This is a genomic window from Enterobacter sp. DTU_2021_1002640_1_SI_PRY_ASU_LCPMC_013, from assembly GCF_032389435.1.
Classification (GTDB): Bacteria; Pseudomonadota; Gammaproteobacteria; order Enterobacterales; family Enterobacteriaceae; genus Enterobacter; species Enterobacter hormaechei_C.
The window spans coordinates 4,692,204-4,716,646 of sequence record NZ_CP135594.1; the positions used below are offsets into that span (position 1 = coordinate 4,692,204).

Below are 24,443 nucleotides of genomic sequence, written 5' to 3' on the forward strand. Positions count from 1 at the left end.
AACACTCTGGAATTAACACTCAGCTAACAAATTTAACCCCTTTCGATTGCCCTGATAATTATTAATTTGCTTTTAATACCGTAACTAAATTACAAGAGAGCCAACTGATCATTGTTTGATCAATTTATTTCAGAATATTATTAGCCAAAAAATGTTACTTCAGCAAAAAATTCTTGCCCTTTATCCTGAAAAATCACGGTTAAACAGGATATTTCTTTATCGATCAGCAATTGATCGTTTGTAATACACTGTTAAAATCTATATGTGAAATTTACCTTAATTAAAATTTTTTGCTACAGCTTAGATTTCGCATTTTTAACCAAAAAAATTTTATTTATAGCAAATAAATCACTCTGCTCACATATATACAGCTTTTCAAAAACACAAATAAAGCAAACAAACCTCATTCAATTCACGTAATATTATCACCTCCCCATTTTATTCAACATCTTTTACGCGTCGTATCTGCTCAAAAACGAATGTAATGCTCTCCACCTGACTACCGCTCTCAACGCACACGGTGAGTTAATTTTGCGGGTTTGGTCCTACCAATCATGCGCAAAGCTATCCATCGTTCACAGTTTTGATGCTCCACTTCACAAAACCATTGCCGAATAGCAACACTTGGTTAACCATTTATTGCCATTAACCCTACATCACAATATTGGATGGACCACTTTTACACTAAGTGTGACGCTGAGATGAGCAGAGACTCACCCGACGAACACCTGTGTGGTCCTCAGGAGACCTGCATGAGCCTCTGGCAACAAAACTACGATCCGGCCGGGAATATCTGGCTGTCGAGCCTGATCGCATCGCTACCGATCCTGTTCTTCTTCTTTGCGCTAATTAAACTCAAGCTGAAGGGCTACCTTGCCGCAACGTACACCGTTGCCATCGCCCTGCTGGTGGCGCTTTTCTTCTATAAAATGCCGGTCGATCGCGCGCTGGCCTCCGTGGTGTATGGTTTCTTCTACGGCCTGTGGCCGATTGCGTGGATCATCATCGCCGCCGTCTTTGTCTACAAAATCTCGGTCAAAACCGGGCAGTTCGATATTATTCGCTCGTCGATTCTCTCTATTACACCGGACCAGCGTTTACAGATGCTGATTGTCGGTTTCTCCTTCGGGGCGTTCCTTGAAGGGGCGGCAGGATTTGGCGCGCCGGTGGCGATCACCGCCGCTCTGCTGGTCGGGCTGGGCTTTAATCCGCTGTATGCCGCTGGCCTGTGCCTGATTGTGAACACCGCCCCGGTAGCGTTTGGCGCGATGGGCATTCCGATTCTGGTGGCGGGCCAGGTGACCGGGCTGGACAGCTTCGAGATCGGCCAGATGGTGGGTCGCCAGCTGCCGTTCCTGACCATTATCGTGCTGTTCTGGATCATGGCGATTATGGACGGCTGGCGCGGCGTGAAGGAGACCTGGCCTGCGGTGATGGTAGCGGGCGGTTCGTTCGCCATTGCCCAGTATCTCAGCTCCAACTTCCTCGGCCCGGAACTGCCGGACATCATCTCTTCCCTGGTGTCGCTGGTCTGCCTGACGCTGTTCCTGAAACGCTGGCAGCCGGTACGTATCTTCCGCTTTGCTGACATGGGCGCATCGCACGTGGATCAGACGCTGGCGCGCACCGGCTATACCGCCGGACAGATTGTGCGCGCATGGTCACCGTTCCTGTTCCTGACCGCCACCGTGACGCTGTGGAGCATTCCGCCGTTTAAAGCCCTGTTCGCCCCGGGCGGCGCGCTGTACGACATGGTGATTAATATCTCCGTGCCGTTCCTCGACAAAATGGTCGCCCGTATGCCGCCGGTGGTGCACGACGCCACGCCATATGCGGCAGTGTTTAAGTTCGACTGGTTCTCAGCCACCGGCACGGCCATCCTGTTTGCCGCTATCCTTTCCGTAGTGTGGCTGCGCATGAAGCCTGCCGCCGCGGTGCAGACCTTTGCGGCGACGATTAAAGAGCTGATGCTGCCGATTTACTCCATCGGCATGGTGCTGGCGTTCGCGTTTATTTCGAACTACTCCGGCCTGTCGTCGACGCTGGCGTTAGCGCTGGCGCATACCGGCCACGCGTTTACCTTCTTCTCGCCGTTCCTCGGCTGGCTGGGGGTGTTCCTGACCGGTTCAGATACGTCATCTAACGCCCTGTTTGCCGCCCTACAGGCCACGGCTGCGCAGCAGATTGGCGTCTCGGACGTGCTGCTGGTCGCCGCGAACACCACCGGCGGCGTGACCGGGAAGATGATCTCGCCGCAGTCCATCGCCATTGCCTGTGCCGCGGTGGGGCTGGTAGGCAAAGAGTCGGATCTGTTCCGCTTTACCGTTAAACACAGCCTGATATTTACCTGCATGGTGGGCGTGATCACCACATTGCAGGCCTATGTCTTAACCTGGATGATTCCATGATAGTGATGCCCAGACGCCTGTCCGACGAGATTGCCACTCGCGTACGGGCGCTGATAGAAGAACAACAGCTGGAAGCGGGCATGAGATTGCCCGCCGAGCGTCAGCTTGCCGCTCAGCTTGGCGTGTCGCGCAACTCACTGCGCGAGGCGCTGGCGACGCTGGTTAGTGAAGGGGTGCTGCTGAGCCGTCGCGGCGGCGGCACCTTCGTGCGCTGGCAGCATGACGACTGGTCCGAACAAAACATCGTGCAGCCGCTGAAGACGCTGATGGAAAACGACCCGGACTACAGCTTCGACATCCTCGAAGCGCGTCACGCCATCGAAACCAGTACAGCGTGGCACGCGGCGATGCGGGCAACCGACGCCGACAAAGAGAAGCTCAAAGCCTGTTTTGAAGCCACGCAAAGCAGCGACCCGGACATCGCCTCCCAGGCGGACGTGCGGTTCCATCTGGCGATTGCCGAGGCCTCGCACAACGTGGTGCTGCTGCAAACCATGCGCGGGTTCTTCGACCTGCTGCAATCCTCCGTGAAGCAGAGCCGCCAGCGCATGTATCTGGTCCCGCCGGTGTTTGCTCAGCTGACCGAACAGCACGAGGCGGTGCTCAACGCCATTCTGGCCGGTGATGCCGAGGCCGCGCGCAAGGCGATGATGGCGCATCTCGGCTTTGTGCATACCACCATTAAACGATTCGATGAAGATCAGGCCCGACAGGCGCGTATTACCCGTCTGCCTGGCGAGAGTGATATTTCCAGGGAGAACAAAGCATGATTATTTCAGCAGCCAGTGATTATCGCGCCGCGGCGCAGCGCATTTTGCCCCCGTTCCTGTTCCACTACATTGACGGCGGGGCGTATGCCGAATACACCCTGCGCCGCAACGTGGAAGACCTGTCGGAGGTGGCCCTGCGCCAGCGCGTGCTGAAGAATATGTCTGACCTGAGCCTTGAGACGAAGCTGTTTAACGAAACGCTCTCCATGCCGGTAGCGCTCGCACCTGTCGGTTTATGCGGCATGTATGCCCGTCGCGGTGAAGTGCAGGCCGCCGCCGCCGCAGATGCCAAAGGCATTCCGTTTACCCTTTCCACCGTGTCCGTCTGCCCGATTGAAGAAGTCGCCCCGACCATCAAGCGCCCGATGTGGTTCCAGCTGTACGTCCTGCGCGATCGCGGTTTTATGCGCAACGCACTGGAGCGCGCCAAAGCGGCGGGCTGCTCAACGCTGGTCTTTACCGTCGACATGCCGACCCCCGGCGCGCGCTACCGCGACGCCCACTCCGGCATGAGCGGCCCTAACGCGGCCCTGCGCCGTTACTGGCAGGCGGTGACGCACCCGCAGTGGGCGTGGGATGTGGGCGTGAACGGCCGTCCGCACGATCTGGGCAATATTTCGGCCTACCTGGGTAAACCGACCGGGCTGGAAGATTACATCGGCTGGCTGGCGAGCAATTTCGATCCATCTATCTCATGGAAAGACCTGGAGTGGATCCGCGAATTCTGGGACGGCCCGATGGTGATCAAAGGGATCCTCGACCCGGAAGATGCCCGCGACGCGGTACGTTTTGGCGCCGATGGGATCGTTGTCTCTAACCATGGTGGCCGCCAGCTTGACGGGGTGCTCTCCTCCGCCCGCGCCCTGCCGGCCATTGCCGATGCGGTGAAAGGCGATATTGCGATCCTGGCCGACAGCGGCATCCGTAACGGGCTGGACGTGGTGCGCATGATCGCCCTGGGCGCGGACAGCGTGCTGCTGGGCCGTGCTTACCTGTACGCGCTGGCCACCAGCGGCCAGGCGGGCGTGGCGAATCTGCTGAACCTGATCGAGAAAGAGATGAAGGTGGCGATGACGCTGACCGGTGCGAAAACAATCGGTGAAATCAGCAAAGACTCGCTGGTGCAGGAGCTCAGTAAGCTGCCTGCGGCGCTGGCCCCTCTTTCTCAGGGAAACGCGGCCTGATCTCCCCCGGTTAGCCTCCCCTTCTTCCGCGCCCGACTTCCCCCTCGGGCGCTTTTTTTGTCGAAAATAACACCTGCGTAACATTCTGGATAAGAAAATTTGACATCCACCTGCCGTCCGCAATTGTATAGACAAGCAAATACAAGAACACAAAAACAACATCAGATCGGAGTGGAGCGTATGGCGTATTCAGGTAAGGTGGATATTCAGCAGGTGATCGATGAAAGTCCTTTTTCAGGGTTTCACTGGCTTCTTATTGTGCTGGGCTTTCTGGTGCTGGCGATCGATGGGTTTGATACCGCAGCGATGGGTTACATTGCGCCTACGCTGTCGACAGAGTGGGGAATACATAAACAGGATCTGGGGCCGGTGCTGAGTGCGGCGCTGCTGGGGCTGTCGCTGGGAGCCCTTATTGCAGGTCCGGTATCGGACCGGATGGGACGCAAGCGCGTGCTGGTCTTTTCGTGTCTGTTCTTCGGCCTGGCGAGCCTGGGCACGGCCTGGGCGCAAAGTCTGAATACCCTGACGCTATGGCGATTTCTGACAGGCCTCGGCCTCGGCGCTGCCATGCCTAACGCCATCACGCTGATCTCAGAGTTTGCCCCCCAGCGCTGCCGCGCCATGGCAATTAACACCATGTACTGCGGCTTTCCGCTGGGTGCGGCGGGCGGCGGGGCGATCTCGTCCTGGCTTATCCCTCACCATGGCTGGCGAAGCGTGCTGCTGACCGGCGCGATTGCGCCGCTGATTTTAACGGTGCTGCTGGCGCTGCTGTTGCCGGAGTCGGTGAAGTTTCTGGTGCAGCGCGGGAAAGACGTCGCCCAGGTTCGCCGCATCGCCAGCCGGTTCGCCCGCAGCACGCTGGATAGCGTCACGGGCTTTTTCCTCGCGGAGGAGAAAGTCGCGTCGAAAAAAGGCAGCGTGTCGCAGCTGTTTTCCATGCCCTGGCTGCCCGGCACCCTGATGCTGTGGGTCACCTATTTTATGGGGCTGGTGATTTATTACGTCCTGCTGAGCTGGATGCCAACGCTGATGCAGGGGATGGGATATGCGCTGGCGGAATCCGCCTGGCTTACCTCGCTGTTCACCTTCGGCGGCACCGCTGGCATTTTGCTCGCGGGCTGGATGATGGATCGCTGGGAAGCGCACAAGGTGGTCGCGTGTGGTTTCGTGCTGACGATGGGCCTGATTCTTTTACTCGGCATTGAGCATAACCATATCGCCCTGTTTGGCGGGTTAATTTTCCTGATGGGGATCGCGATGAACGGCGCGCAGTCGGGCATGCAGACCCTGGCCGCCACCTTTTACCCTACCGAGTGCCGAGCGACGGGTATCGCCTGGATGCAGGGGATCGGCCGCTTCGGCGGCGTGGCGGGCACCATGACCAGCGCCCAGCTTCTTTCCATGCAGTGGCAGGCGGACAGTATTTTAATGATCCTCAGCGTACCTGCTCTCGTGGCTGCGGCGGCAACCGTCTACAAAATGCTGTATAGCCGCGCGCAGGAGCCGGGCGTCGCCTAGTCCCTCTCTTTTCTGCTATTCTGCCCCCGCAATTAAGGGGGCAGCATGCTTAACATCGTCTTATTCGAACCAGAAATTCCGCCGAACACCGGCAATATTATCCGCCTGTGCGCCAACACCGGTTTTCGTCTGCACATTATTGAGCCGATGGGCTTTACGTGGGACGACAAACGTCTGCGCCGCGCGGGGCTGGACTACCATGAGTTTACCGCCGTCGTTCGTCATCACGATTACGCCGCGTTTCTGGGATCCGAAAAACCACAGCGCATGTTCGCCCTGACCACCAAAGGTACGCCAGCGCACAGCGCCGTAAGCTATCAGGACGGGGATTATCTGATGTTTGGTCCGGAAACCCGCGGCCTGCCGGCCACCATTCTGGATGCCCTGCCCGCTGAGCAGAAAATTCGTATTCCGATGATGCCGGACAGCCGCAGCATGAACCTGTCGAATGCGGTGTCGGTGGTGGTGTATGAGGCGTGGCGCCAGCTGGGTTATCCCGGCGCGATATTGCGTAGCTAAAACAGTTCGGGTGGCTTACGCCACCCGATTCGTCGTGTTTAGCCTGCTACCGCGATACGTTTCATATCGGTCATGTAGCCACGCAGTTTCTGGCCCACTTTCTCGATTTCGTGGCTGCGAATCGCTTCGTTGACGTCACGCAGCTGCGCGTTATCAACCGCTCCTTCCGCAATCGCCTGGCCCAGATCGCCCGCTTGCAGGGTGGTCATGAACTCTTTCAGCAGCGGTACGCAGGCGTAAGAGAACAGGTAGTTACCGTACTCGGCAGTATCGGAGATCACCACGTTCATCTCATACAGACGTTTACGAGCGATGGTGTTTGCGATCAGCGGCAGCTCGTGCAGCGATTCGTAGTACGCAGATTCTTCAATGATGCCCGAATCCACCATGGTTTCGAACGCCAGCTCAACGCCCGCTTTCACCATCGCGATCATAAGGACGCCTTTATCGAAGTACTCCTGCTCGGTGATCTTGCCGTCATACTGTGGTGCGGTTTCGAACGCGGTTTTACCGGTCTCTTCGCGCCAGGTCAGCAGTTTCTTATCGTCATTCGCCCAGTCCGCCATCATGCCGGAAGAGAACTCGCCGGAGATAATGTCGTCCATATGTTTCTGGAACAGCGGCGCCATGATGGTTTTCAGCTGTTCAGAGAGTGCGAACGCGCGCAGTTTTGCCGGGTTGGACAGTCGGTCCATCATCAGCGTAATGCCGCCCTGCTTCAGCGCTTCGGTGATGGTTTCCCAGCCGAACTGAATCAGTTTTTCCGCGTATGCCGGATCGGTGCCTTCTTCCACCAGCTTGTCGAAGCACAGCAGAGAGCCGGCCTGGAGCATGCCGCACAGGATGGTCTGCTCGCCCATCAGGTCAGATTTCACTTCCGCAACGAAGGAAGATTCCAGCACGCCCGCACGATGGCCGCCAGTGGCCGCAGCCCAGGCTTTGGCAATCGCCATGCCTTCGCCTTTCGGATCGTTTTCCGGGTGAACGGCGATCAGCGTCGGTACGCCGAAGCCACGTTTGTACTCTTCGCGCACTTCGGTGCCCGGACACTTCGGTGCCACCATCACTACGGTGATGTCTTTACGGATCTGCTCGCCCACTTCAACGATGTTGAAGCCGTGGGAGTAACCCAGCGCGGCGCCATCTTTCATCAGCGGCTGTACGGAACGCACAACGTCAGAGTGCTGCTTGTCTGGCGTCAGGTTAACCACCAGATCCGCCTGCGGGATCAGCTCTTCGTAGGTGCCCACTTTGAAGCCGTTTTCGGTCGCTTTACGCCAGGAAGCACGCTTCTCAGCAATCGCTTCTTTGCGCAGGGCGTAGGAGATATCCAGCCCGGAGTCACGCATGTTCAGGCCCTGGTTCAGACCCTGTGCGCCACAGCCGACAATGACCACTTTTTTACCCTGAAGGTAGCTCGCGCCATCAGCAAATTCATCGCGCGCCATGAAGCGGCATTTGCCCAGCTGCGCCAGCTGCTGGCGCAAGTTCAGTGTATTAAAGTAGTTAGCCATGGGTGATACCTCGTGATGTTGTGTGTCTTATTGTTCGGTTCGCGTTTCAGCGAGAATGTACCCACATTACAACAGGAAATTTATTGCGGAAATTGATATATTCACAACGTCACATTGCAATTTATGCAATGTAAAAAGAGGGAGTGGAATCGGTGGATTTACGCGATCTGAAAATGTTCCTGCACCTGGCGGAAAGCCGTCACTTTGGCCGTAGCGCCCGGGCGATGCACGTCAGCCCCTCCACGCTGTCGCGCCAGATCCAGCGCCTTGAGGAAGACCTCGGCCAGCCGCTGTTCGTGCGCGATAACCGCACCGTCACCCTCACGGAAGCAGGTGAAGAGCTGCGCATCTTTGCCCAGCAAACCTTGTTACAGTATCAGCAGTTGCGGCACACCATCGACCAGCAGGGGCCGTCGCTTTCCGGCGAGCTGCATATTTTCTGTTCCGTGACCGCTGCCTACAGCCATCTTCCCCCCATTCTCGACCGCTTCCGCGCGGAACATCCGTCGGTTGAAATTAAGCTCACCACCGGCGATGCCGCCGACGCGATGGAAAAAGTGGTTACGGGCGAAGCGGATCTGGCGATTGCCGGAAAACCTGAAACGCTGCCGGGGGCGGTGGCGTTCTCGATGCTGGAGAATCTGGCGGTAGTGCTGATTGCCCCGGCGCTGCCCTGCCCGGTGCGCAACCAGGTTTCGGTGGAGAAACCGGACTGGTCCACGGTGCCGTTTATCATGGCCGATCAGGGGCCGGTGCGCCGCCGCATTGAGCTGTGGTTCCGCCGCCAGAAGATCAGTAACCCGTCGATTTACGCCACGGTCGGCGGCCATGAGGCGATGGTATCGATGGTGGCGCTCGGCTGCGGCGTAGCGCTGCTGCCGGAAGTGGTGCTGGAAAACAGCCCAGAGCCGGTGCGCAATCGCGTGATGATTTTAGAACGCAGCGATGAGAAAACGCCGTTCGAGCTCGGCGTGTGCGCACAAAAAAAGCGGCTGCATGAGCCGCTTATTGATGCGTTCTGGACGATATTGCCGAACCATTAAAGCCGGGTGGCGCTGCGCTTACCCGGCCTACACGCAGTTCAAACCTTAGCCCGCCAGGAAGAAACGGAACGCCGGGTTGTGGGTTTCGTCGTGACACTCATAGCCCAGCTCGTTCAGCCGCGTTTCGAAATCCGGCTCGTGCTCGCCCAGTTCGAACGCCGCCAGCACGCGGCCGTAGTCGGTGCCGTGGCTGCGGTAGTGGAACAGGGAAATGTTCCAGTGTGTTCCAAGAGTATGCAGGAACTTGAGCAGCGCGCCCGGCGATTCCGGGAACTCGAAGCTGAACAGGCGTTCCTTGAGCGGCTTGGATGGACGGCCGCCGACCATGTAACGCACGTGCAGCTTCGCCATCTCGTCGTCGGAGAGATCGACCACGCTGTAGCCGCCGTCATGCAGCAGGCTGAGGATCTCTTTGCGCTCCTCCACGCCACGGCTCAGACGCACGCCGACAAAAATGCACGCATCTTTGGCATCGGCAAAGCGGTAGTTGAACTCCGTTACCGAGCGGCCGCCCAGCAGCTGACAGAACTTCAGGAAGCTGCCCTTCTCTTCCGGAATGGTCACCGCCAGCAGCGCTTCACGCTGCTCACCCAGCTCACAGCGCTCGGAAACGTAGCGCAGACCGTGGAAGTTCACGTTGGCACCGGAAAGCACGTGCGCCAGACGCTCGCCGCGAATATTGTGCTGGGCGATGTATTTTTTCATTCCCGCCAGCGCCAGCGCGCCGGATGGTTCCGCCACCGCACGCACATCCTCGAAGAGATCTTTCATCGCCGCGCAGATAGCGTCGCTGTCGACGGTGACGATATCGTCGAGATACTCCTGGCACAGGCGGAACGTTTCGTCGCCAATGCGCTTCACCGCCACGCCCTCGGCGAACAGCCCGACGCGCGGCAGATCTACCGGATGTCCGGCGTCCAGCGCCGCCTTCAGGCAGGCAGAGTCTTCCGCTTCAACCGCAATCACTTTGATCTGCGGCATCAGCTGTTTGATCAGCACCGCCACACCTGCGGCTAAGCCGCCGCCGCCCACCGGGACGAAAACGCGGTCGAGATGGGCATCCTGCTGCAACAGTTCCAGCGCCAGCGTACCCTGCCCGGCAATCACCATCGGGTGATCGAACGGCGGCACCCAGGTGAAGCCCTGCTGCTGCGCCAGCTCAATCGCTTTGGCTTTGGCTTCGTCAAAGTTAGCGCCGTGAAGCAGCACTTCTCCGCCGAACCCGCGCACCGCGTCAACCTTGATATCCGCAGTGGCAACCGGCATCACGATCAGCGCCTTCAGCCCCAGACGCGCCGAGGAGAACGCCACGCCCTGCGCGTGATTGCCCGCCGAGGCGGTAATCACCCCGCGCGCTTTCTGCTCGTCCGTCAGCCCGGCCATCATCGCGTAGGCGCCGCGCAGCTTGAAGCTGTGCACCGGCTGCCTGTCTTCACGCTTCACCAGAATGACGTTGTCGAGACGCGAAGAGAGTTTGTCCATTTTTTGCAGGGGCGTGACCTGCACCGCTTCATAGACCGGCGCGCGTAGCACCGCTCTCAGGTATTCCGCCCCCTCCGGGGCGGCGGATAAGGGTTGTGACTCGGCCATCATTAGCCCCCAAGTTTAGATTTATCGCGCACCGCGCCTTTATCTGCACTGGTGGCAAGGCTCGCATAGGCGCGCAGGGCGAAGGAGACTTCACGCTGACGATCTTTCGGCGTCCAGGCTTTGTCGCCGCGCGCTTCCTGCGCTTCACGACGGGCCGCTATTTCCTGGTCGCTCAGCTTCAACTGAATACCACGATTCGGAATGTCGATTTCGATCAGGTCGCCATTTTCGATGATGGCGATGTTGCCGCCGCTTGCCGCTTCTGGCGAGACGTGGCCGATGGAGAGACCGGAGGTCCCGCCGGAGAAACGACCGTCGGTGATCAGCGCGCAGGCTTTACCGAGGCCCATCGATTTCAGGAAGGTGGTCGGGTAGAGCATCTCCTGCATGCCCGGACCGCCTTTCGGCCCTTCGTAGCGGATGACAACCACGTCGCCTTCCACCACTTTGCCGCCGAGGATAGCATCTACCGCTTCGTCCTGGCTTTCATACACTTTTGCCGGGCCGGTAAATTTCAGGATGCTGTCGTCCACGCCTGCGGTTTTCACAATGCAGCCATTTTCCGCGAAGTTACCGTACAGCACGGCCAGACCGCCGTCTTTGCTGTAGGCATGTTCCAGCGAGCGAATGCAGCCTTCGGCGCGATCGTCATCCAGCGTGTCCCAGCGGCAATCCTGCGAGAACGCCTGGGTGGTACGGATGCCCGCCGGACCGGCGCGATACATGTTTTTCACCGCGTCGTCTTTGGTCAGCATCACGTCGTACTGCTCCAGCGACTCCGGCAGCGACAGGCCGAGCACGTTTTTCACGCCGCGGTTCAGCAGCCCGGCGCGATCCAGCTCGCCGAGAATACCAATCACGCCACCCGCACGGTGGACATCTTCCATGTGGTACTTCTGGGTACTCGGCGCGACTTTACACAGCTGCGGCACTTTGCGGGAGAGCTTGTCGATGTCGCTCATGGTGAAGTCGATTTCAGCTTCCTGCGCGGCGGCCAGCAGGTGCAGAACGGTGTTGGTGGAACCGCCCATGGCGATATCCAGCGTCATGGCGTTTTCGAACGCCGCTTTGCTGGCGATGTTGCGCGGCAGCGCGCTGGCGTCGTCCTGCTCATAGTAGCGTTTGGTCAGCTCAACGATGCGCTTGCCCGCGTTAAGGAACAGCTGTTTACGGTCGGCGTGGGTCGCCAGCAGCGAGCCGTTGCCCGGCTGCGAAAGGCCCAGCGCTTCGGTCAGGCAGTTCATGGAGTTGGCGGTGAACATCCCGGAACAGGAGCCGCAGGTCGGGCACGCGGAGCGTTCCACCTGGTCGCTCTGCTCGTCAGTGACTTTCGGATCCGCGCCCTGGATCATCGCATCGACCAGGTCGAGCTTGATGATTTTGTCGGAAAGCTTGGTTTTCCCCGCTTCCATTGGGCCACCGGAGACGAAGATCACCGGAATGTTCAGGCGCAGGGAGGCCATCAGCATCCCCGGGGTGATTTTGTCGCAGTTGGAGATACAGACCATCGCATCGGCGCAGTGGGCATTAACCATGTACTCCACCGAGTCGGCGATCAGCTCACGCGACGGCAGTGAATAGAGCATTCCCCCGTGGCCCATTGCGATACCGTCATCCACCGCAATGGTGTTGAACTCTTTCGCCACGCCGCCGGAGGCTTCGATTTGCTCGGCAACCAGCTTACCGAGGTCGCGCAGGTGCACGTGGCCCGGCACAAACTGGGTGAAGGAGTTCACCACGGCGATAATTGGCTTGCCGAAATCGGTGTCGGTCATTCCGGTGGCGCGCCACAGTGCGCGGGCACCCGCCATATTACGGCCGTGGGTGGTGGTGGCTGAACGATACTTAGGCATGCTTTATTTACTCCCGTCTGACTATTTAATGGGACGGTGCGTGCCGTCCCAAATTTATATTTAGTGATTAACCTGATCCAACCAGCCGTATTTGTCTTCTGTTTCGCCGGTGAAGAGGCCGAAGAAGGCTTGCTGAATGCGTTTGGTGACCGGGCCACAGCGGCCTTCGCCCACCTGAATGCCATCGACGCTACGCACCGGCGTAATTTCAGCCGCGGTACCGGACATGAACACTTCGTCAGCCAGGTACAGGGATTCGCGGGACAGTACCTGCTCGCGCACTTCGATACCCAGATCTTTTGCCAGCTTGATGATGGCGTCGCGGGTGATGCCCGGCAGCGCGGACGAGGTGAACGGCGGGGTGAACAGAATGCCGTCTTTCACTTCAAACAGGTTTTCACCCGCGCCTTCGGAGATGTAGCCATTCACATCCAGCGCGATACCTTCCTGATAGCCGTGACGGCGCGCTTCGCTGCCGACCAGCAGTGAGGAAAGGTAGTTACCGCCCGCTTTAGCCGCAGTCGGGATAGTGTTTGGCGCCACGCGGTTCCAGGAAGAAACCATTGCGTCGATCCCCTGATCCAGCGCTTCCGCGCCCAGGTAGGCGCCCCACGGGAACGCGGCAATGATCACATCGGTGTTATAGCCGGCGGGCGGGTTCACGCCCATGCCAACGTCGCCCACGAACACCAGCGGACGAATATAGGCGCTGGTCAGTTTGTTCTGGCGAATCACCTCGCGGCAGGCTTCCATCAGCTCATCAACGCTTTGGGAGACCGGGAAACGATAAATTTTGGCTGAGTCATGCAGACGCTGCATGTGTTCGCGATGGCGGAACACCACTGGCCCTTTGTGAGAATCGTAGCAACGGATCCCTTCAAACACGGAGGTGCCGTAGTGCAGCGCGTGGGACATCACGTGAACTTTCGCGTCTTCCCAGCGAACCATCTCACCATTGAACCAAATGTAATCAGCTTTTTTTGTCGTCATTTTTTCGTCCTGTCACGCTTAAGCGCGGATTTGTTGTGATGTGGTTGTGCTCTGGCAGATGGCAACATGGGCAACGTCTACCAGTTTTGATAACTGACTAAACAGTAAGTCGACCGGCCGCGGGCTGGCAACGGTTAATTCGATACTGATGTTCTGCGCGTCGGTGGCCGTTTCCATATTCATAGAGCAAATCTGAAAGCCACGGTGGCGAACCACGCGCAATACGCGTTCTAACGTTTCCGGGTTGAAGCGAGCCTGCACGGCGACCTGATGTTGCATCATGATAATTTCTCCAGCATTTGTGAGTTACTGGCACCGGGCGGTACCAACGGCCAGACGTTCTCAAGCTCGTCGATTGAGACATGAAGCAGGTATGGCCCTTCGCTTGACAGCATGGTGTCGAGTGCCGCTTCAACCTGGTCTTTACGGGTGATGTGCTGGCCAGGAATGCCGAAGGCGCTGGCCAGGGTGAGGAAATCGGGGTTATCGGTCAGGGTCGTTTCGCTGTAACGCTCCTGGAAGAACAGCTGCTGCCACTGGCGAACCATGCCTAAACGCTGGTTATCGAGCAAGACGATCTTCAGCGGTAACTGCTTACGCTTCACGGTGCCGAGCTCCTGGACGTTCATCATGAAGGAGCCGTCACCGGAGATACAGATAACGGTATCGTTCGGGCGGGCAACCTGTGCGCCCACGGCAGCGGGCAGGCCGAAGCCCATCGTGCCTAAGCCGCTCGAGGTGATGAAGTTCTCCGGGCGGGTGTAGGTCATGTGCTGGGCTGACCACATCTGATGCTGGCCGACATCCGTCGTCACCACGCTGTCTGCGGGTTTACGGTCTGACAGCTGTTTCAACAGCAGCGGCGCATAGATGGCGTCGCCTGGGTGATCGTAACGCCACGCGTGTTCAGTACGCATATCAGCGGTGTGCTGACGCCATGGTTTGATATCCAGCGGCTGCTCCAGCGCCGGTAACAGCGCGTTAAGATCGCCCTGCAACGCGACATGCGCCTGACGCAGTTTGTTCATCTCCGCCGGGTCGATGTCCATATGGATCACTTTGGCGTTCGGCGCGAAGGTATTCAGCTTGCCGGTAACGCGGTCGTCAAAACGTGCGCCGACGGCGATAAGCAAGTCGCATTCCTGCACCGCCAGGTTTGCCGCTTTGGTACCATGCATCCCCAGCATGCCGAGGTAGTACGGGTAATCCGCCTCTACCGCACCGAGACCTTTCAGCGTGCAGGTGGCGGGCATTTGCGTGGTCGCAATGAACGCGCGAAGCGCCGGAACAGCCTGCGCCATGCCCACGCCGCCGCCTACGTACAGCATCGGTTGTTTGGCCTGCGCCATCATCTGACGCGCCTCTTCCACCTCTGCATGCGGGAACACATTATCGCTTTTCACGGTAGAGAAATGCGGCTCCAGATCGCCGAGTGCAACCTGGATATCTTTCGGGATATCAACCAGAACCGGGCCAGGACGACCAGAGCTGGCAACCTCGAACGCTTCGGCCATCACACGCGGCAACTCTTCGAGAGACTGAACGAGGAAGCTGTGTTTGGTGCAGGCCAGCGATAAACCGAGCACATCCACTTCCTGGAAGGCATCGGTGCCGATGAACGGAGAGGCCACCTGGCCGGTGATCGCCACCACGGGTACGGAATCGAGCAGCGCGTCAGCCAGGCCGGTGATCAGGTTCGTTGCGCCCGGACCTGAGGTGGCCATACAGACGCCGGTTTTACCGGTCGCACGGGCATAACCAATGGCGGCCATCGCTGCGCCCTGCTCGTGTCGGCACAAGAGGTGTTCCACGCCGCCGCCATACAGTGCATCGTAAATCGGCATAATTGCGCCACCCGGATAACCGAATACGGTTTCGACTCCCTGCGCGCGCAACGCATGTACTACCCATTGTGCCCCATTCATAGTTAGTTCCCCGTCATAAATCTGGAGAAACAGAATTTTGTGCTAGTCGTCATTCTCTGCTCCTCATTTAAGTTTTTTAGTCATAAAAAAACCCCCGGACCTTTCGGTGCGGGGGTCTTAGTTCGTTAAGGCTTGATTTCTAAGCCTTTCCTCGTCCAAGTGCAGCCCCGCACGGTGGGATAATAATCACCACCACGCTAATCACGACCAGGCTAATCACTCGTAGAAGGGCTGTCATTTTCAGTTCTTTTTGCATCTTGTTCGAAGGAATACCTAAAGAGTTACCACAGATATTTCATCTGACACAAGATTTTTTTATGACCTATATCTGTAGCATGCGAACTATTTCTTTCAAAATCGTTGTTTTATATAGGGAAAAAATAGAAATGAAGATTTTTCATTTTTTTGTCCTGTTTCATCAGGCAAGGCGCGCATGATTTCTTTTCTGCGAGGCCGATTCCACCGACATGTAAGGATTACATTTTGCCGCTAAAAGGCTGGAACGAGCGCCGTAATTCAGTGAATTAGTGTTAAACAGGAAAAAATGATGCTGGCATAGTCACCGCCAAGGAGGGCTTATGTCACTGTCAGTTGTTTATACACGCGCGGCCATCGGCGTGAAGGCACCGCTTATTTCTGTAGAGGTTCATTTAAGTAATGGACTGCCCGGGCTGACGCTGGTTGGCTTACCAGAAACGACCGTTAAAGAGGCGAGGGATCGCGTGCGCAGCGCAATTATTAATAGCGGTTATGCTTTTCCGGCGAAGAAGATCACCATTAACCTTGCGCCCGCCGATTTGCCAAAGGAGGGAGGGCGATATGATTTACCTATTGCTATAGCGCTTCTCGCAGCTTCTGAACAGCTCAATACGCCAGGGCTAAGCACGTGTGAGTTCGTGGGTGAATTAGCGCTTACAGGCGCGTTAAGAGGCGTTCCCGGAGCAATCTCGGGTGCGCTTGAAGCCATACGCGCGGGAAGACAAATCATTGTGGCCAATGAAAATGCCTCTGAAGTAAGCCTTATCGCCGAAAAGGGGTGTCTTGTCGCAGGACATTTGCAAGAGGTTTGCGCCTGGCTGGAAGGCCGACACGAGCTTGCCGAGCCGCAGGAGAATGACGAGGTGACGCCAGCTTCGCCCGAGGATCTCAGCGATATTATGGGTCAGGAACAGGGTAAGCGGGCGTTAGAGATAACGGCCGCGGGTGGGCATAACCTGTTACTGATAGGTCCGCCAGGCACGGGGAAAACGATGCTGGCGAGCAGATTGAGCGGCCTGTTGCCCCCCCTCAATAATCACGAAGCGCTGGAAAGCGCCGCGATATTTAGCCTGGTCAGTTCTACGTCGCTGTATAAACAGTGGCGCCGCCGTCCTTTCCGCTCTCCACATCACAGTGCGTCTCTTACCGCGATGGTGGGCGGGGGCTCGATCCCCGGACCGGGTGAAATCTCACTGGCGCACAACGGCATTTTGTTTCTGGATGAATTGCCAGAGTTTGAACGCCGCGTGCTGGATGCATTGCGGGAGCCGATTGAATCCGGCGAAATCCATTTGTCTCGTACACGGGCCAAAATAAGCTACCCTGCGCAGTTTCAGCTGGTCGCGGCGATGAACCCTAGTCCTACGGGTCATTATCAGGGCAATCATAATCGCTGTACGCCGGAGCAGACGCTGCGCTATCTGAGTAAGCTGTCTGGCCCCTTCCTCGACCGTTTTGATTTATCTCTCGAGATCCCCCTGCCCCCGCCCGGTCTGCTGAGGCAAACCGGTATTAGGGGCGAAAGCTCAGCAACTGTGCGTGAACGGGTTATTGCGGCGCAGGCGCGGCAGTATGCTCGTCAGAACAGGCTGAATGCCCGGCTGGATAACAGCGGGATCCGACAGTTTTGTTCTCTCAACGCTGAAGATGCAGGCTGGCTGGAAGAGACACTGACGCGGTTTGGGCTATCCATTCGCGCGTGGCAGCGTTTGTTGAAAGTAGCGCGCACGGTCGCCGACGTGGAGGGCTGCCCCGGAATAGAGAGGCGGCATTTGCAGGAGGCATTAAGTTACCGTGCGATCGATCGGCTGCTGTTGCATCTGCAAAAAATGCTGGCGTAAAAAAAGGGGCCGTAGCCCCTTCTCTTCTTAATCGTCAGACTCGGTGTAGTCTTCTGCACCTTCCATCTGCGGCTTACCGCCAGACAGCGTATGGAAACGCTTAGGACGCTTAATGCGAGCCATATACTTGATCCATACACGTTCTGCATCAGACTGCGGCTCACGCTCACCACGGCAAACAGAGACAAACTGTTTTTCATCTTCGGTTGCCGGTTCACGTTTACCCAGATCCAGCTCGTTAAAGGCATAACCATGGCGCTCAAGAAGTTGAGCTTCTTTGATAGTGAAATCGCCGTGACGAGAGAACCCGCGCGGGTAATGTTTATTGTCGAAAAAACGATTAGTCGTCGTAAAGCTTTCCGCCATCCTACACGCTCCTAATTCTTTGGCCGAGCTATTTATGGCGCGGAGTATTAGTTACGCTTGACAGAGTGTAAAACAAAACATTTAAATCATAACGACAAATAATTTTGTGGAGAAAGATGTGGATACGGAATTGCTAAAAACTTTCCTCGAAGTGAGCAGAACGCGACACTTTGGGCGAGCAGCTGAAGCCCTCTACCTGACGCAGTCAGCAGTCAGTTTTCGTATTCGACAGCTGGAAAATCAACTGGGTGTGAACCTTTTTACCCGCCATCGCAACAATATTCGTTTAACTCCGGCTGGTGAAAAGTTGTTGCCTTATGCAGAAACCCTGATGAATACCTGGCAGGCAGCGCGAAAGGAGGTTGCGCACACCTCCCGGCATAATGAATTCTCGATCGGTGCCAGCGCATCGCTATGGGAATGCATGCTCAGCCAATGGCTTATGCGGCTATATCGCACACACAACCATCTGCAATTTGAGGCGAGGATTGCGCAACGTCAGTCGCTGGTTAAGCAACTCCACGAGCGGCAGCTTGATCTGCTGATCACCACAGAAGCACCCAAGATGGACGAATTTAGCAGCCAGATTGTTGGACAATTTAGCCTGGCGCTCTATGCATCGGAGCCTGCAATGATGAAGGCCGGCCTGAATTATTTACGCCTGGAATGGGGGCCTGATTTTCAGCAGCACGAGACGGGGTTAATTGCCAGCGATGATATCCCGCAGCTCACGACAAGCTCTGCGGAGATCGCATGCCAGCATCTTCCCGCATTGAAAGGCTGTACCTGGTTACCTGTTCGCTGGGCGGATAATAAACCCGCACTCCATGTTGTCACCGATTCGACAACGCTCTCCAGGCCGCTGTATGCCATTTGGCTGCAAAACAGCGATAAGCAGTCGCAGATAAAAGATCTGTTAAAAACCAGCATACTGGATTAACGCAAAAGCCTGCGGAAACGCAGGCTGCTTATTCTTCAGGAAGGTGTTGAGCTGTTTTGCAGGCAAAAAAAATCCTTTGCCGAAGCAAAGGATTCTATATGGCAGGGGCGGAGAGACTCGAACTCGCGACACCCGGTTTTGGAGACCGGTGCTCTACCAACTGAGCTACGCCCCTAAAGTTTTTGCCATTAAGCCTGCCGAAAGGGCAGGCTTAATGTCTTAATAAGTGGCGGAACGGACGGGACTCGAACCCGCGACCCCCTGCGTGACAGGCAGGTATTCTAACCGACTGAACTACCGCTCCACCGAATACTTCTGTAACCACCGGATTAATGCACCGGCTTACTACTTAATTTGATGCCTGGCAGTTCCCTACTCTCACATGGGGAGACCCCACACTACCATCGGCGCTACGGCGTTTCACTTCTGAGTTCGGCATGGGGTCAGGTGGGACCACCGCGCTAAAGCCGCCAGGCAAATTCTGTTAATCTGTATCAGGCTGAAAATCTTCTGTCTCTTCGCCAAAACACCTTCGGCGTTGTAAGGTTAAGCCTCACGGTTCATTAGTATCGGTTAGCTCAACGCATCGCTGCGCTTACACACCCGACCTATCAACGTCGTCGTCTTCAACGTTCCTTCAGGAGACTTAAAGTCTCAGGGAGAACTCATCTCGGGGCAAGTTTCGTGCTTAGATGCTTTCAGCACTTATCTCTTCCGCATTTAGCTACCGGGCAGTGCCATTGGCATGACAACCCGAACACCAGTGATGCGTCCACTCCGGTCCTCTCGTACTAGGAGCAGCCCCCCTCAATTCTCCAGCGCCCACGGCAGATAGGGACCGAACTGTCTCACGACGTTCTAAACCCAGCTCGCGTACCACTTTAAATGGCGAACAGCCATACCCTTGGGACCTACTTCAGCCCCAGGATGTGATGAGCCGACATCGAGGTGCCAAACACCGCCGTCGATATGAACTCTTGGGCGGTATCAGCCTGTTATCCCCGGAGTACCTTTTATCCGTTGAGCGATGGCCCTTCCATTCAGAACCACCGGATCACTATGACCTGCTTTCGCACCTGCTCGCGCCGTCACGCTCGCAGTCAAGCTGGCTTATGCCATTGCACTAACCTCCTGATGTCCGACCAGGATTAGCCAACCTTCGTGCTCCTCCGTTACTCTTTGGGAGGAGACCGCCCCAGTCAAACTACCCACCAGACACTGTCCGCAACCCGGATTACGGGTCCACGTTAGAACACCAGCCATTAAAGGGTGGTATTTCAAGGTTGGCTCCACGCAGACTGGCGTCCACGCTTCAAAGCCTCCCACCTATCCTACACATCAAGGACCAGTGTTCAGTGTCAAGCTATAGTAAAGGTTCACGGGGTCTTTCCGTCTTGCCGCGGGTACACTGCATCTTCACAGCGAGTTCAATTTCACTGAGTCTCGGGTGGAGACAGCCTGGCCATCATTACGCCATTCGTGCAGGTCGGAACTTACCCGACAAGGAATTTCGCTACCTTAGGACCGTTATAGTTACGGCCGCCGTTTACCGGGGCTTCGATCAAGAGCTTCGCGTTGCCGCTAACCCCATCAATTAACCTTCCGGCACCGGGCAGGCGTCACACCGTATACGTCCACTTTCGTGTTTGCACAGTGCTGTGTTTTTAATAAACAGTTGCAGCCAGCTGGTATCTTCGACTGATTTCAGCTCCGCCCGCAGGGGCTTCACCTACATATCAGCGTGCCTTCTCCCGAAGTTACGGCACCATTTTGCCTAGTTCCTTCACCCGAGTTCTCTCAAGCGCCTTGGTATTCTCTACCTGACCACCTGTGTCGGTTTGGGGTACGATTTCGTGTTACCTGATGCTTAGAGGCTTTTCCTGGAAGCAGGGCATTTATCACTTCAGCACCGTAGTGCCTCGTCATCACACCTCAGCGTTAATAAGGTACCGGATTTACCTGGAACCTCCGCCTACATGCTTAAACCGGGACAACCGTCGCCCGGCTGACATAGCCTTCTCCGTCCCCCCTTCGCAGTAACACCAAGTACAGGAATATTAACCTGTTTCCCATCGACTACGCCTTTCGGCCTCGCCTTAGGGGTCGACTCACCCTGCCCCGATTAACGTTGGACAGGAACCCTTGGTCTTCCGGCGAGCGGGCTTTTCACCCGCTTTATCGTTACTTATGTCAGCATTCGCACTTCTGATACCTCCAGCATGCCTCACAGCACACCTTCAACGGCTTACAGAACGCTCCCCTACCCAACAACGCATAAGCGTCGCTGCCGCAGCTTCGGTGCATGGTTTAGCCCCGTTACATCTTCCGCGCAGGCCGACTCGACCAGTGAGCTATTACGCTTTCTTTAAATGATGGCTGCTTCTAAGCCAACATCCTGGCTGTCTGTGCCTTCCCACATCGTTTCCCACTTAACCATGACTTTGGGACCTTAGCTGGCGGTCTGGGTTGTTTCCCTCTTCACGACGGACGTTAGCACCCGCCGTGTGTCTCCCGTGATAACATTCTTCGGTATTCGTAGTTTGCATCGGGTTGGTAAGCCGGGATGGCCCCCTAGCCGAAACAGTGCTCTACCCCCGAAGATGAGTTCACGAGGCGCTACCTAAATAGCTTTCGGGGAGAACCAGCTATCTCCCGGTTTGATTGGCCTTTCACCCCCAGCCACAGGTCATCCGCTAATTTTTCAACATTAGTCGGTTCGGTCCTCCAGTTAGTGTTACCCAACCTTCAACCTGCCCATGGCTAGATCACCGGGTTTCGGGTCTATACCCTGCAACTTAACGCCCAGTTAAGACTCGGTTTCCCTTCGGCTCCCCTATACGGTTAACCTTGCTACAGAATATAAGTCGCTGACCCATTATACAAAAGGTACGCAGTCACCCCATAAAGAGGCTCCCACTGCTTGTACGTACACGGTTTCAGGTTCTTTTTCACTCCCCTCGCCGGGGTTCTTTTCGCCTTTCCCTCACGGTACTGGTTCACTATCGGTCAGTCAGGAGTATTTAGCCTTGGAGGATGGTCCCCCCATATTCAGACAGGATACCACGTGTCCCGCCCTACTCTTCGAGTTCACAGCATGTGTGCTTTCGTGTACGGGACTATCACCCTGTACCGTCGGACTTTCCAGACCGTTCCACTAACACACAAGCTGATTCAGACTCCGGGCTGCTCCCCGTTCGCTCGCCGCTACTGGGGGAATCTCGGTTGATTTCTTTTCCTCGGGGTACTTAGATGTTTCAGTTCCCCCGGTTCGCCTCGTTAACCTATGTATTCAGTTAACGATAGTGCAACGGATTGCACTGGGTTTCCCCATTCGGACATCGCCGGGTCAAGGGTTCATATCACCTCGCCGGCGCTTTTCGCAGATTAGCACGTCCTTCATCGCCTCTGACTGCCAGGGCATCCACCGTGTACGCTTAGTCGCTTAACCTCACAACCCGAAGATGTTTCTTTCGATTCATCATCGACTTGCGAAAATTTGAGAGACTCGAACACACATGAGCTGTGTGTCGTTTCAATTTTCAGCTTGATCCAGATTTTTAAAGAGCAAAACTTCGCAGTGCACCTTTTCAGGTTCACTCTGAAGTTTTCTTGTGTTCGCAGTAAAAGATGGTGGAGCTATGCGGGATCGAACCGCAGACCTCCTGCGTGCAAGGCAGGCGCTCTCCCAGCTGAGCTATAGCCCCATCGTTTACAACCTCTTCAAATTTGCGAAGCAAATTTGGTAGGCCTGAGTGGACTTGAACCACCGACCTCACCCTTATCAGGGGTGCGCTCTAACCACCTGAGCTACAAGCCTGTAGAGGTTTTTTACTGCTGTTTTTCATCAGACAATCTGTGTGAGCACTACAAAGGCAGGTTCTTTAAGGTAAGGAGGTGATCCAACCGCAGGTTCCCCTACGGTTACCTTGTTACGACTTCACCCCAGTCATGAATCACAAAGTGGTAAGCGCCCTCCCGAAGGTTAAGCTACCTACTTCTTTTGCAACCCACTCCCATGGTGTGACGGGCGGTGTGTACAAGGCCCGGGAACGTATTCACCGTGGCATTCTGATCCACGATTACTAGCGATTCCGACTTCATGGAGTCGAGTTGCAGACTCCAATCCGGACTACGACGCACTTTATGAGGTCCGCTTGCTCTCGCGAGGTCGCTTCTCTTTGTATGCGCCATTGTAGCACGTGTGTAGCCCTACTCGTAAGGGCCATGATGACTTGACGTCATCCCCACCTTCCTCCAGTTTATCACTGGCAGTCTCCTTTGAGTTCCCGGCCGGACCGCTGGCAACAAAGGATAAGGGTTGCGCTCGTTGCGGGACTTAACCCAACATTTCACAACACGAGCTGACGACAGCCATGCAGCACCTGTCTCAGAGTTCCCGAAGGCACCAAAGCATCTCTGCTAAGTTCTCTGGATGTCAAGAGTAGGTAAGGTTCTTCGCGTTGCATCGAATTAAACCACATGCTCCACCGCTTGTGCGGGCCCCCGTCAATTCATTTGAGTTTTAACCTTGCGGCCGTACTCCCCAGGCGGTCGACTTAACGCGTTAGCTCCGGAAGCCACGCCTCAAGGGCACAACCTCCAAGTCGACATCGTTTACGGCGTGGACTACCAGGGTATCTAATCCTGTTTGCTCCCCACGCTTTCGCACCTGAGCGTCAGTCTTTGTCCAGGGGGCCGCCTTCGCCACCGGTATTCCTCCAGATCTCTACGCATTTCACCGCTACACCTGGAATTCTACCCCCCTCTACAAGACTCTAGCCTGCCAGTTTCGAATGCAGTTCCCAGGTTGAGCCCGGGGATTTCACATCCGACTTGACAGACCGCCTGCGTGCGCTTTACGCCCAGTAATTCCGATTAACGCTTGCACCCTCCGTATTACCGCGGCTGCTGGCACGGAGTTAGCCGGTGCTTCTTCTGCGGGTAACGTCAATCGACAAGGTTATTAACCTTATCGCCTTCCTCCCCGCTGAAAGTACTTTACAACCCGAAGGCCTTCTTCATACACGCGGCATGGCTGCATCAGGCTTGCGCCCATTGTGCAATATTCCCCACTGCTGCCTCCCGTAGGAGTCTGGACCGTGTCTCAGTTCCAGTGTGGCTGGTCATCCTCTCAGACCAGCTAGGGATCGTCGCCTAGGTGAGCCGTTACCCCACCTACTAGCTAATCCCATCTGGGCACATCCGATGGCAAGAGGCCCGAAGGTCCCCCTCTTTGGTCTTGCGACGTTATGCGGTATTAGCTACCGTTTCCAGTAGTTATCCCCCTCCATCAGGCAGTTTCCCAGACATTACTCACCCGTCCGCCACTCGTCAGCAAAGCAGCAAGCTGCTTCCTGTTACCGTTCGACTTGCATGTGTTAGGCCTGCCGCCAGCGTTCAATCTGAGCCATGATCAAACTCTTCAATTTAAGTTTGATGCTCGTGAATTAAACTTCGTAATGAATTACGTGTTCACTCAGAGACTTGGTATTCATTTTTCGTCTTGCGACGTTAAGAATCCATGTCACTTTGAGTGCCCACACAGATTGTCTGATAAATTGTTAAAGAGCAGTTGCAACGCGGCTTTCAGCTCATCGTTGCGAGGTCCCGTATATTACGTTTTCCTCATTCAGAGTCAAGCAATTATTTTCACTTTTCTCTGTTGGCGTTCATCTCTGAACCCCGCTGTCCCGGCGGCTTGTAAGCCGTTGTTCCGTGTCA

17 protein-coding genes, 4 tRNA genes and 3 rRNA genes are annotated in these 24,443 nt (G+C 56.1%); 8 read left to right on the top strand and 16 right to left on the bottom strand.

The features are described from left to right. Positions 1-752: 752 nt before the first annotated feature. The 5 genes from lldP (at position 753) to trmL (ending at position 6,402) form a co-directional block, all read left to right on the top strand. Entirely contained in the window at positions 753-2,408 is a 1,656-nt protein-coding gene (gene lldP / locus RS584_RS22430) for an L-lactate permease (protein ID WP_003860175.1), read from the top strand. Next, positions 2,405-3,178 (top strand): transcriptional regulator LldR, encoded by a 774-nt coding sequence (lldR, locus tag RS584_RS22435; RefSeq protein ID WP_006808630.1) that lies wholly within the window; start codon positions 2,405-2,407, stop codon positions 3,176-3,178. Before lldP ends, lldR begins: the two co-directional genes overlap by 4 nt. Beyond that, positions 3,175-4,362, top strand: coding sequence for an FMN-dependent L-lactate dehydrogenase LldD (gene lldD / locus RS584_RS22440; RefSeq protein WP_315748660.1), 1,188 nt, complete (start codon positions 3,175-3,177; stop codon positions 4,360-4,362). Before lldR ends, lldD begins: the two co-directional genes overlap by 4 nt. A gap of 180 nt (positions 4,363-4,542) precedes the next feature. Beyond that, on the top strand, positions 4,543-5,883 hold the full coding sequence (locus tag RS584_RS22445; RefSeq protein ID WP_032651952.1) for an MFS transporter: 1,341 nt from the start codon (positions 4,543-4,545) through the stop codon (positions 5,881-5,883). 45 nt (positions 5,884-5,928) lie between these two features. Beyond that, positions 5,929-6,402, top strand: coding sequence for a tRNA (uridine(34)/cytosine(34)/5-carboxymethylaminomethyluridine(34)-2'-O)-methyltransferase TrmL (trmL, locus tag RS584_RS22450; RefSeq protein ID WP_003860178.1), 474 nt, complete (start codon positions 5,929-5,931; stop codon positions 6,400-6,402). A 38-nt stretch (positions 6,403-6,440) separates the two neighbouring features. Here the strand turns inward: trmL and ilvC are convergent, their stop codons facing one another. Continuing rightward, positions 6,441-7,916: a ketol-acid reductoisomerase gene (gene ilvC, locus RS584_RS22455; protein WP_006808634.1), complete on the bottom strand. Its 1,476-nt coding sequence runs from the start codon at positions 7,914-7,916 to the stop codon at positions 6,441-6,443. A gap of 152 nt (positions 7,917-8,068) precedes the next feature. Between ilvC and ilvY the strand changes: the two genes are divergently transcribed. Further along, a complete protein-coding gene (gene ilvY, locus RS584_RS22460) occupies positions 8,069-8,959 on the top strand; it encodes an HTH-type transcriptional activator IlvY (RefSeq protein ID WP_017693777.1) in 891 nt (296 codons plus the stop codon). Between the two features lie 45 nt (positions 8,960-9,004). On the opposite strand, the gene ilvA is transcribed toward ilvY, so the two are convergent. The 7 genes from ilvA to ilvL form a co-directional block, all read right to left on the bottom strand. Further along, positions 9,005-10,549: a threonine ammonia-lyase, biosynthetic gene (gene ilvA / locus RS584_RS22465; protein WP_026094330.1), complete on the bottom strand. Its 1,545-nt coding sequence runs from the start codon at positions 10,547-10,549 to the stop codon at positions 9,005-9,007. Between the two features lie 2 nt (positions 10,550-10,551). Then, on the bottom strand, positions 10,552-12,402 hold the full coding sequence (gene ilvD / locus RS584_RS22470; protein WP_315748662.1) for a dihydroxy-acid dehydratase: 1,851 nt from the start codon (positions 12,400-12,402) through the stop codon (positions 10,552-10,554). A 60-nt stretch (positions 12,403-12,462) separates the two neighbouring features. Further along, positions 12,463-13,392 carry a branched-chain-amino-acid transaminase gene (gene ilvE / locus RS584_RS22475; RefSeq protein ID WP_003860182.1) on the bottom strand — a complete coding sequence of 310 codons (930 nt, stop codon included), beginning with the start codon at positions 13,390-13,392 and terminating at the stop codon, positions 12,463-12,465. An 18-nt stretch (positions 13,393-13,410) separates the two neighbouring features. After that, on the bottom strand, positions 13,411-13,674 hold the full coding sequence (gene ilvM / locus RS584_RS22480; RefSeq protein ID WP_003860184.1) for an acetolactate synthase 2 small subunit: 264 nt from the start codon (positions 13,672-13,674) through the stop codon (positions 13,411-13,413). Beyond that, positions 13,671-15,317 (bottom strand): acetolactate synthase 2 catalytic subunit, encoded by a 1,647-nt coding sequence (gene ilvG / locus RS584_RS22485; protein WP_315748663.1) that lies wholly within the window; start codon positions 15,315-15,317, stop codon positions 13,671-13,673. Before ilvG ends, ilvM begins: the two co-directional genes overlap by 4 nt. A 2-nt stretch (positions 15,318-15,319) precedes the next feature. Further along, a complete protein-coding gene (gene ilvX / locus RS584_RS22490) occupies positions 15,320-15,370 on the bottom strand; it encodes a peptide IlvX (RefSeq protein WP_166792073.1) in 51 nt (16 codons plus the stop codon). An 86-nt stretch (positions 15,371-15,456) separates the two neighbouring features. Then, positions 15,457-15,555, bottom strand: a complete 99-nt coding sequence (ilvL, locus tag RS584_RS22495; RefSeq protein WP_001311244.1) for an ilv operon leader peptide — start codon at positions 15,553-15,555, stop codon at positions 15,457-15,459. Positions 15,556-15,895: 340 nt separating this feature from the next. Here ilvL and RS584_RS22500 point away from each other — a divergent pair, with 340 nt between their 5' ends. Beyond that, a complete protein-coding gene (locus RS584_RS22500) occupies positions 15,896-17,416 on the top strand; it encodes a YifB family Mg chelatase-like AAA ATPase (protein WP_193042091.1) in 1,521 nt (506 codons plus the stop codon). 27 nt (positions 17,417-17,443) lie between these two features. On the opposite strand, the gene RS584_RS22505 is transcribed toward RS584_RS22500, so the two are convergent. Continuing rightward, positions 17,444-17,782, bottom strand: coding sequence for a DUF413 domain-containing protein (locus tag RS584_RS22505; RefSeq protein WP_006808641.1), 339 nt, complete (start codon positions 17,780-17,782; stop codon positions 17,444-17,446). A gap of 106 nt (positions 17,783-17,888) precedes the next feature. On the opposite strand from RS584_RS22505, the gene hdfR reads away from it, so the two are divergent. Continuing rightward, positions 17,889-18,722, top strand: coding sequence for an HTH-type transcriptional regulator HdfR (hdfR, locus tag RS584_RS22510; protein WP_202951935.1), 834 nt, complete (start codon positions 17,889-17,891; stop codon positions 18,720-18,722). A 99-nt stretch (positions 18,723-18,821) separates the two neighbouring features. On the opposite strand, the gene RS584_RS22515 is transcribed toward hdfR, so the two are convergent. From RS584_RS22515 to RS584_RS22545, 7 genes are all read right to left on the bottom strand, one after another. Next, positions 18,822-18,897 (bottom strand) — tRNA-Trp (locus RS584_RS22515). Positions 18,898-18,949: 52 nt separating this feature from the next. Next, positions 18,950-19,026, bottom strand: a tRNA-Asp gene (locus RS584_RS22520). Positions 19,027-19,081: 55 nt separating this feature from the next. Beyond that, a 5S ribosomal RNA gene (gene rrf, locus RS584_RS22525) occupies positions 19,082-19,197 on the bottom strand. 67 nt (positions 19,198-19,264) lie between these two features. Next, positions 19,265-22,170, bottom strand: a 23S ribosomal RNA gene (locus tag RS584_RS22530). Between the two features lie 180 nt (positions 22,171-22,350). Beyond that, a tRNA-Ala gene (locus RS584_RS22535) sits at positions 22,351-22,426 on the bottom strand. 36 nt (positions 22,427-22,462) lie between these two features. Continuing rightward, positions 22,463-22,539: transfer RNA gene (locus RS584_RS22540), tRNA-Ile, on the bottom strand. 70 nt (positions 22,540-22,609) lie between these two features. Next, a 16S ribosomal RNA gene (locus tag RS584_RS22545) occupies positions 22,610-24,151 on the bottom strand. The 16S, 23S and 5S rRNA genes sit together here with 4 tRNA genes alongside, the layout of an rRNA operon. Positions 24,152-24,443 lie beyond the last annotated feature (292 nt).

What these genes read in the sequence shown, in the direction of transcription:
- lldP (WP_003860175.1), top strand. Translation starts at nt 753, where the DNA reads ATGAGCCTCTGGCAACAAAACTACGATCCGGCCGGGAATATCTGGCTG.
- RS584_RS22500 (WP_193042091.1), top strand. Translation starts at nt 15,896, where the DNA reads ATGTCACTGTCAGTTGTTTATACACGCGCGGCCATCGGCGTGAAGGCA.
- RS584_RS22505 (WP_006808641.1), bottom strand. Translation starts at nt 17,782, where the DNA reads ATGGCGGAAAGCTTTACGACGACTAATCGTTTTTTCGACAATAAACAT.
- ilvL (WP_001311244.1), bottom strand. Translation starts at nt 15,555, where the DNA reads ATGACAGCCCTTCTACGAGTGATTAGCCTGGTCGTGATTAGCGTGGTG.
- trmL (WP_003860178.1), top strand. Translation starts at nt 5,929, where the DNA reads ATGCTTAACATCGTCTTATTCGAACCAGAAATTCCGCCGAACACCGGC.
- RS584_RS22445 (WP_032651952.1), top strand. Translation starts at nt 4,543, where the DNA reads ATGGCGTATTCAGGTAAGGTGGATATTCAGCAGGTGATCGATGAAAGT.
- lldR (WP_006808630.1), top strand. Translation starts at nt 2,405, where the DNA reads ATGATAGTGATGCCCAGACGCCTGTCCGACGAGATTGCCACTCGCGTA.
- ilvM (WP_003860184.1), bottom strand. Translation starts at nt 13,674, where the DNA reads ATGATGCAACATCAGGTCGCCGTGCAGGCTCGCTTCAACCCGGAAACG.
- lldD (WP_315748660.1), top strand. Translation starts at nt 3,175, where the DNA reads ATGATTATTTCAGCAGCCAGTGATTATCGCGCCGCGGCGCAGCGCATT.
- ilvE (WP_003860182.1), bottom strand. Translation starts at nt 13,392, where the DNA reads ATGACGACAAAAAAAGCTGATTACATTTGGTTCAATGGTGAGATGGTT.
- ilvG (WP_315748663.1), bottom strand. Translation starts at nt 15,317, where the DNA reads ATGAATGGGGCACAATGGGTAGTACATGCGTTGCGCGCGCAGGGAGTC.
- ilvA (WP_026094330.1), bottom strand. Translation starts at nt 10,549, where the DNA reads ATGGCCGAGTCACAACCCTTATCCGCCGCCCCGGAGGGGGCGGAATAC.
- ilvC (WP_006808634.1), bottom strand. Translation starts at nt 7,916, where the DNA reads ATGGCTAACTACTTTAATACACTGAACTTGCGCCAGCAGCTGGCGCAG.
- ilvD (WP_315748662.1), bottom strand. Translation starts at nt 12,402, where the DNA reads ATGCCTAAGTATCGTTCAGCCACCACCACCCACGGCCGTAATATGGCG.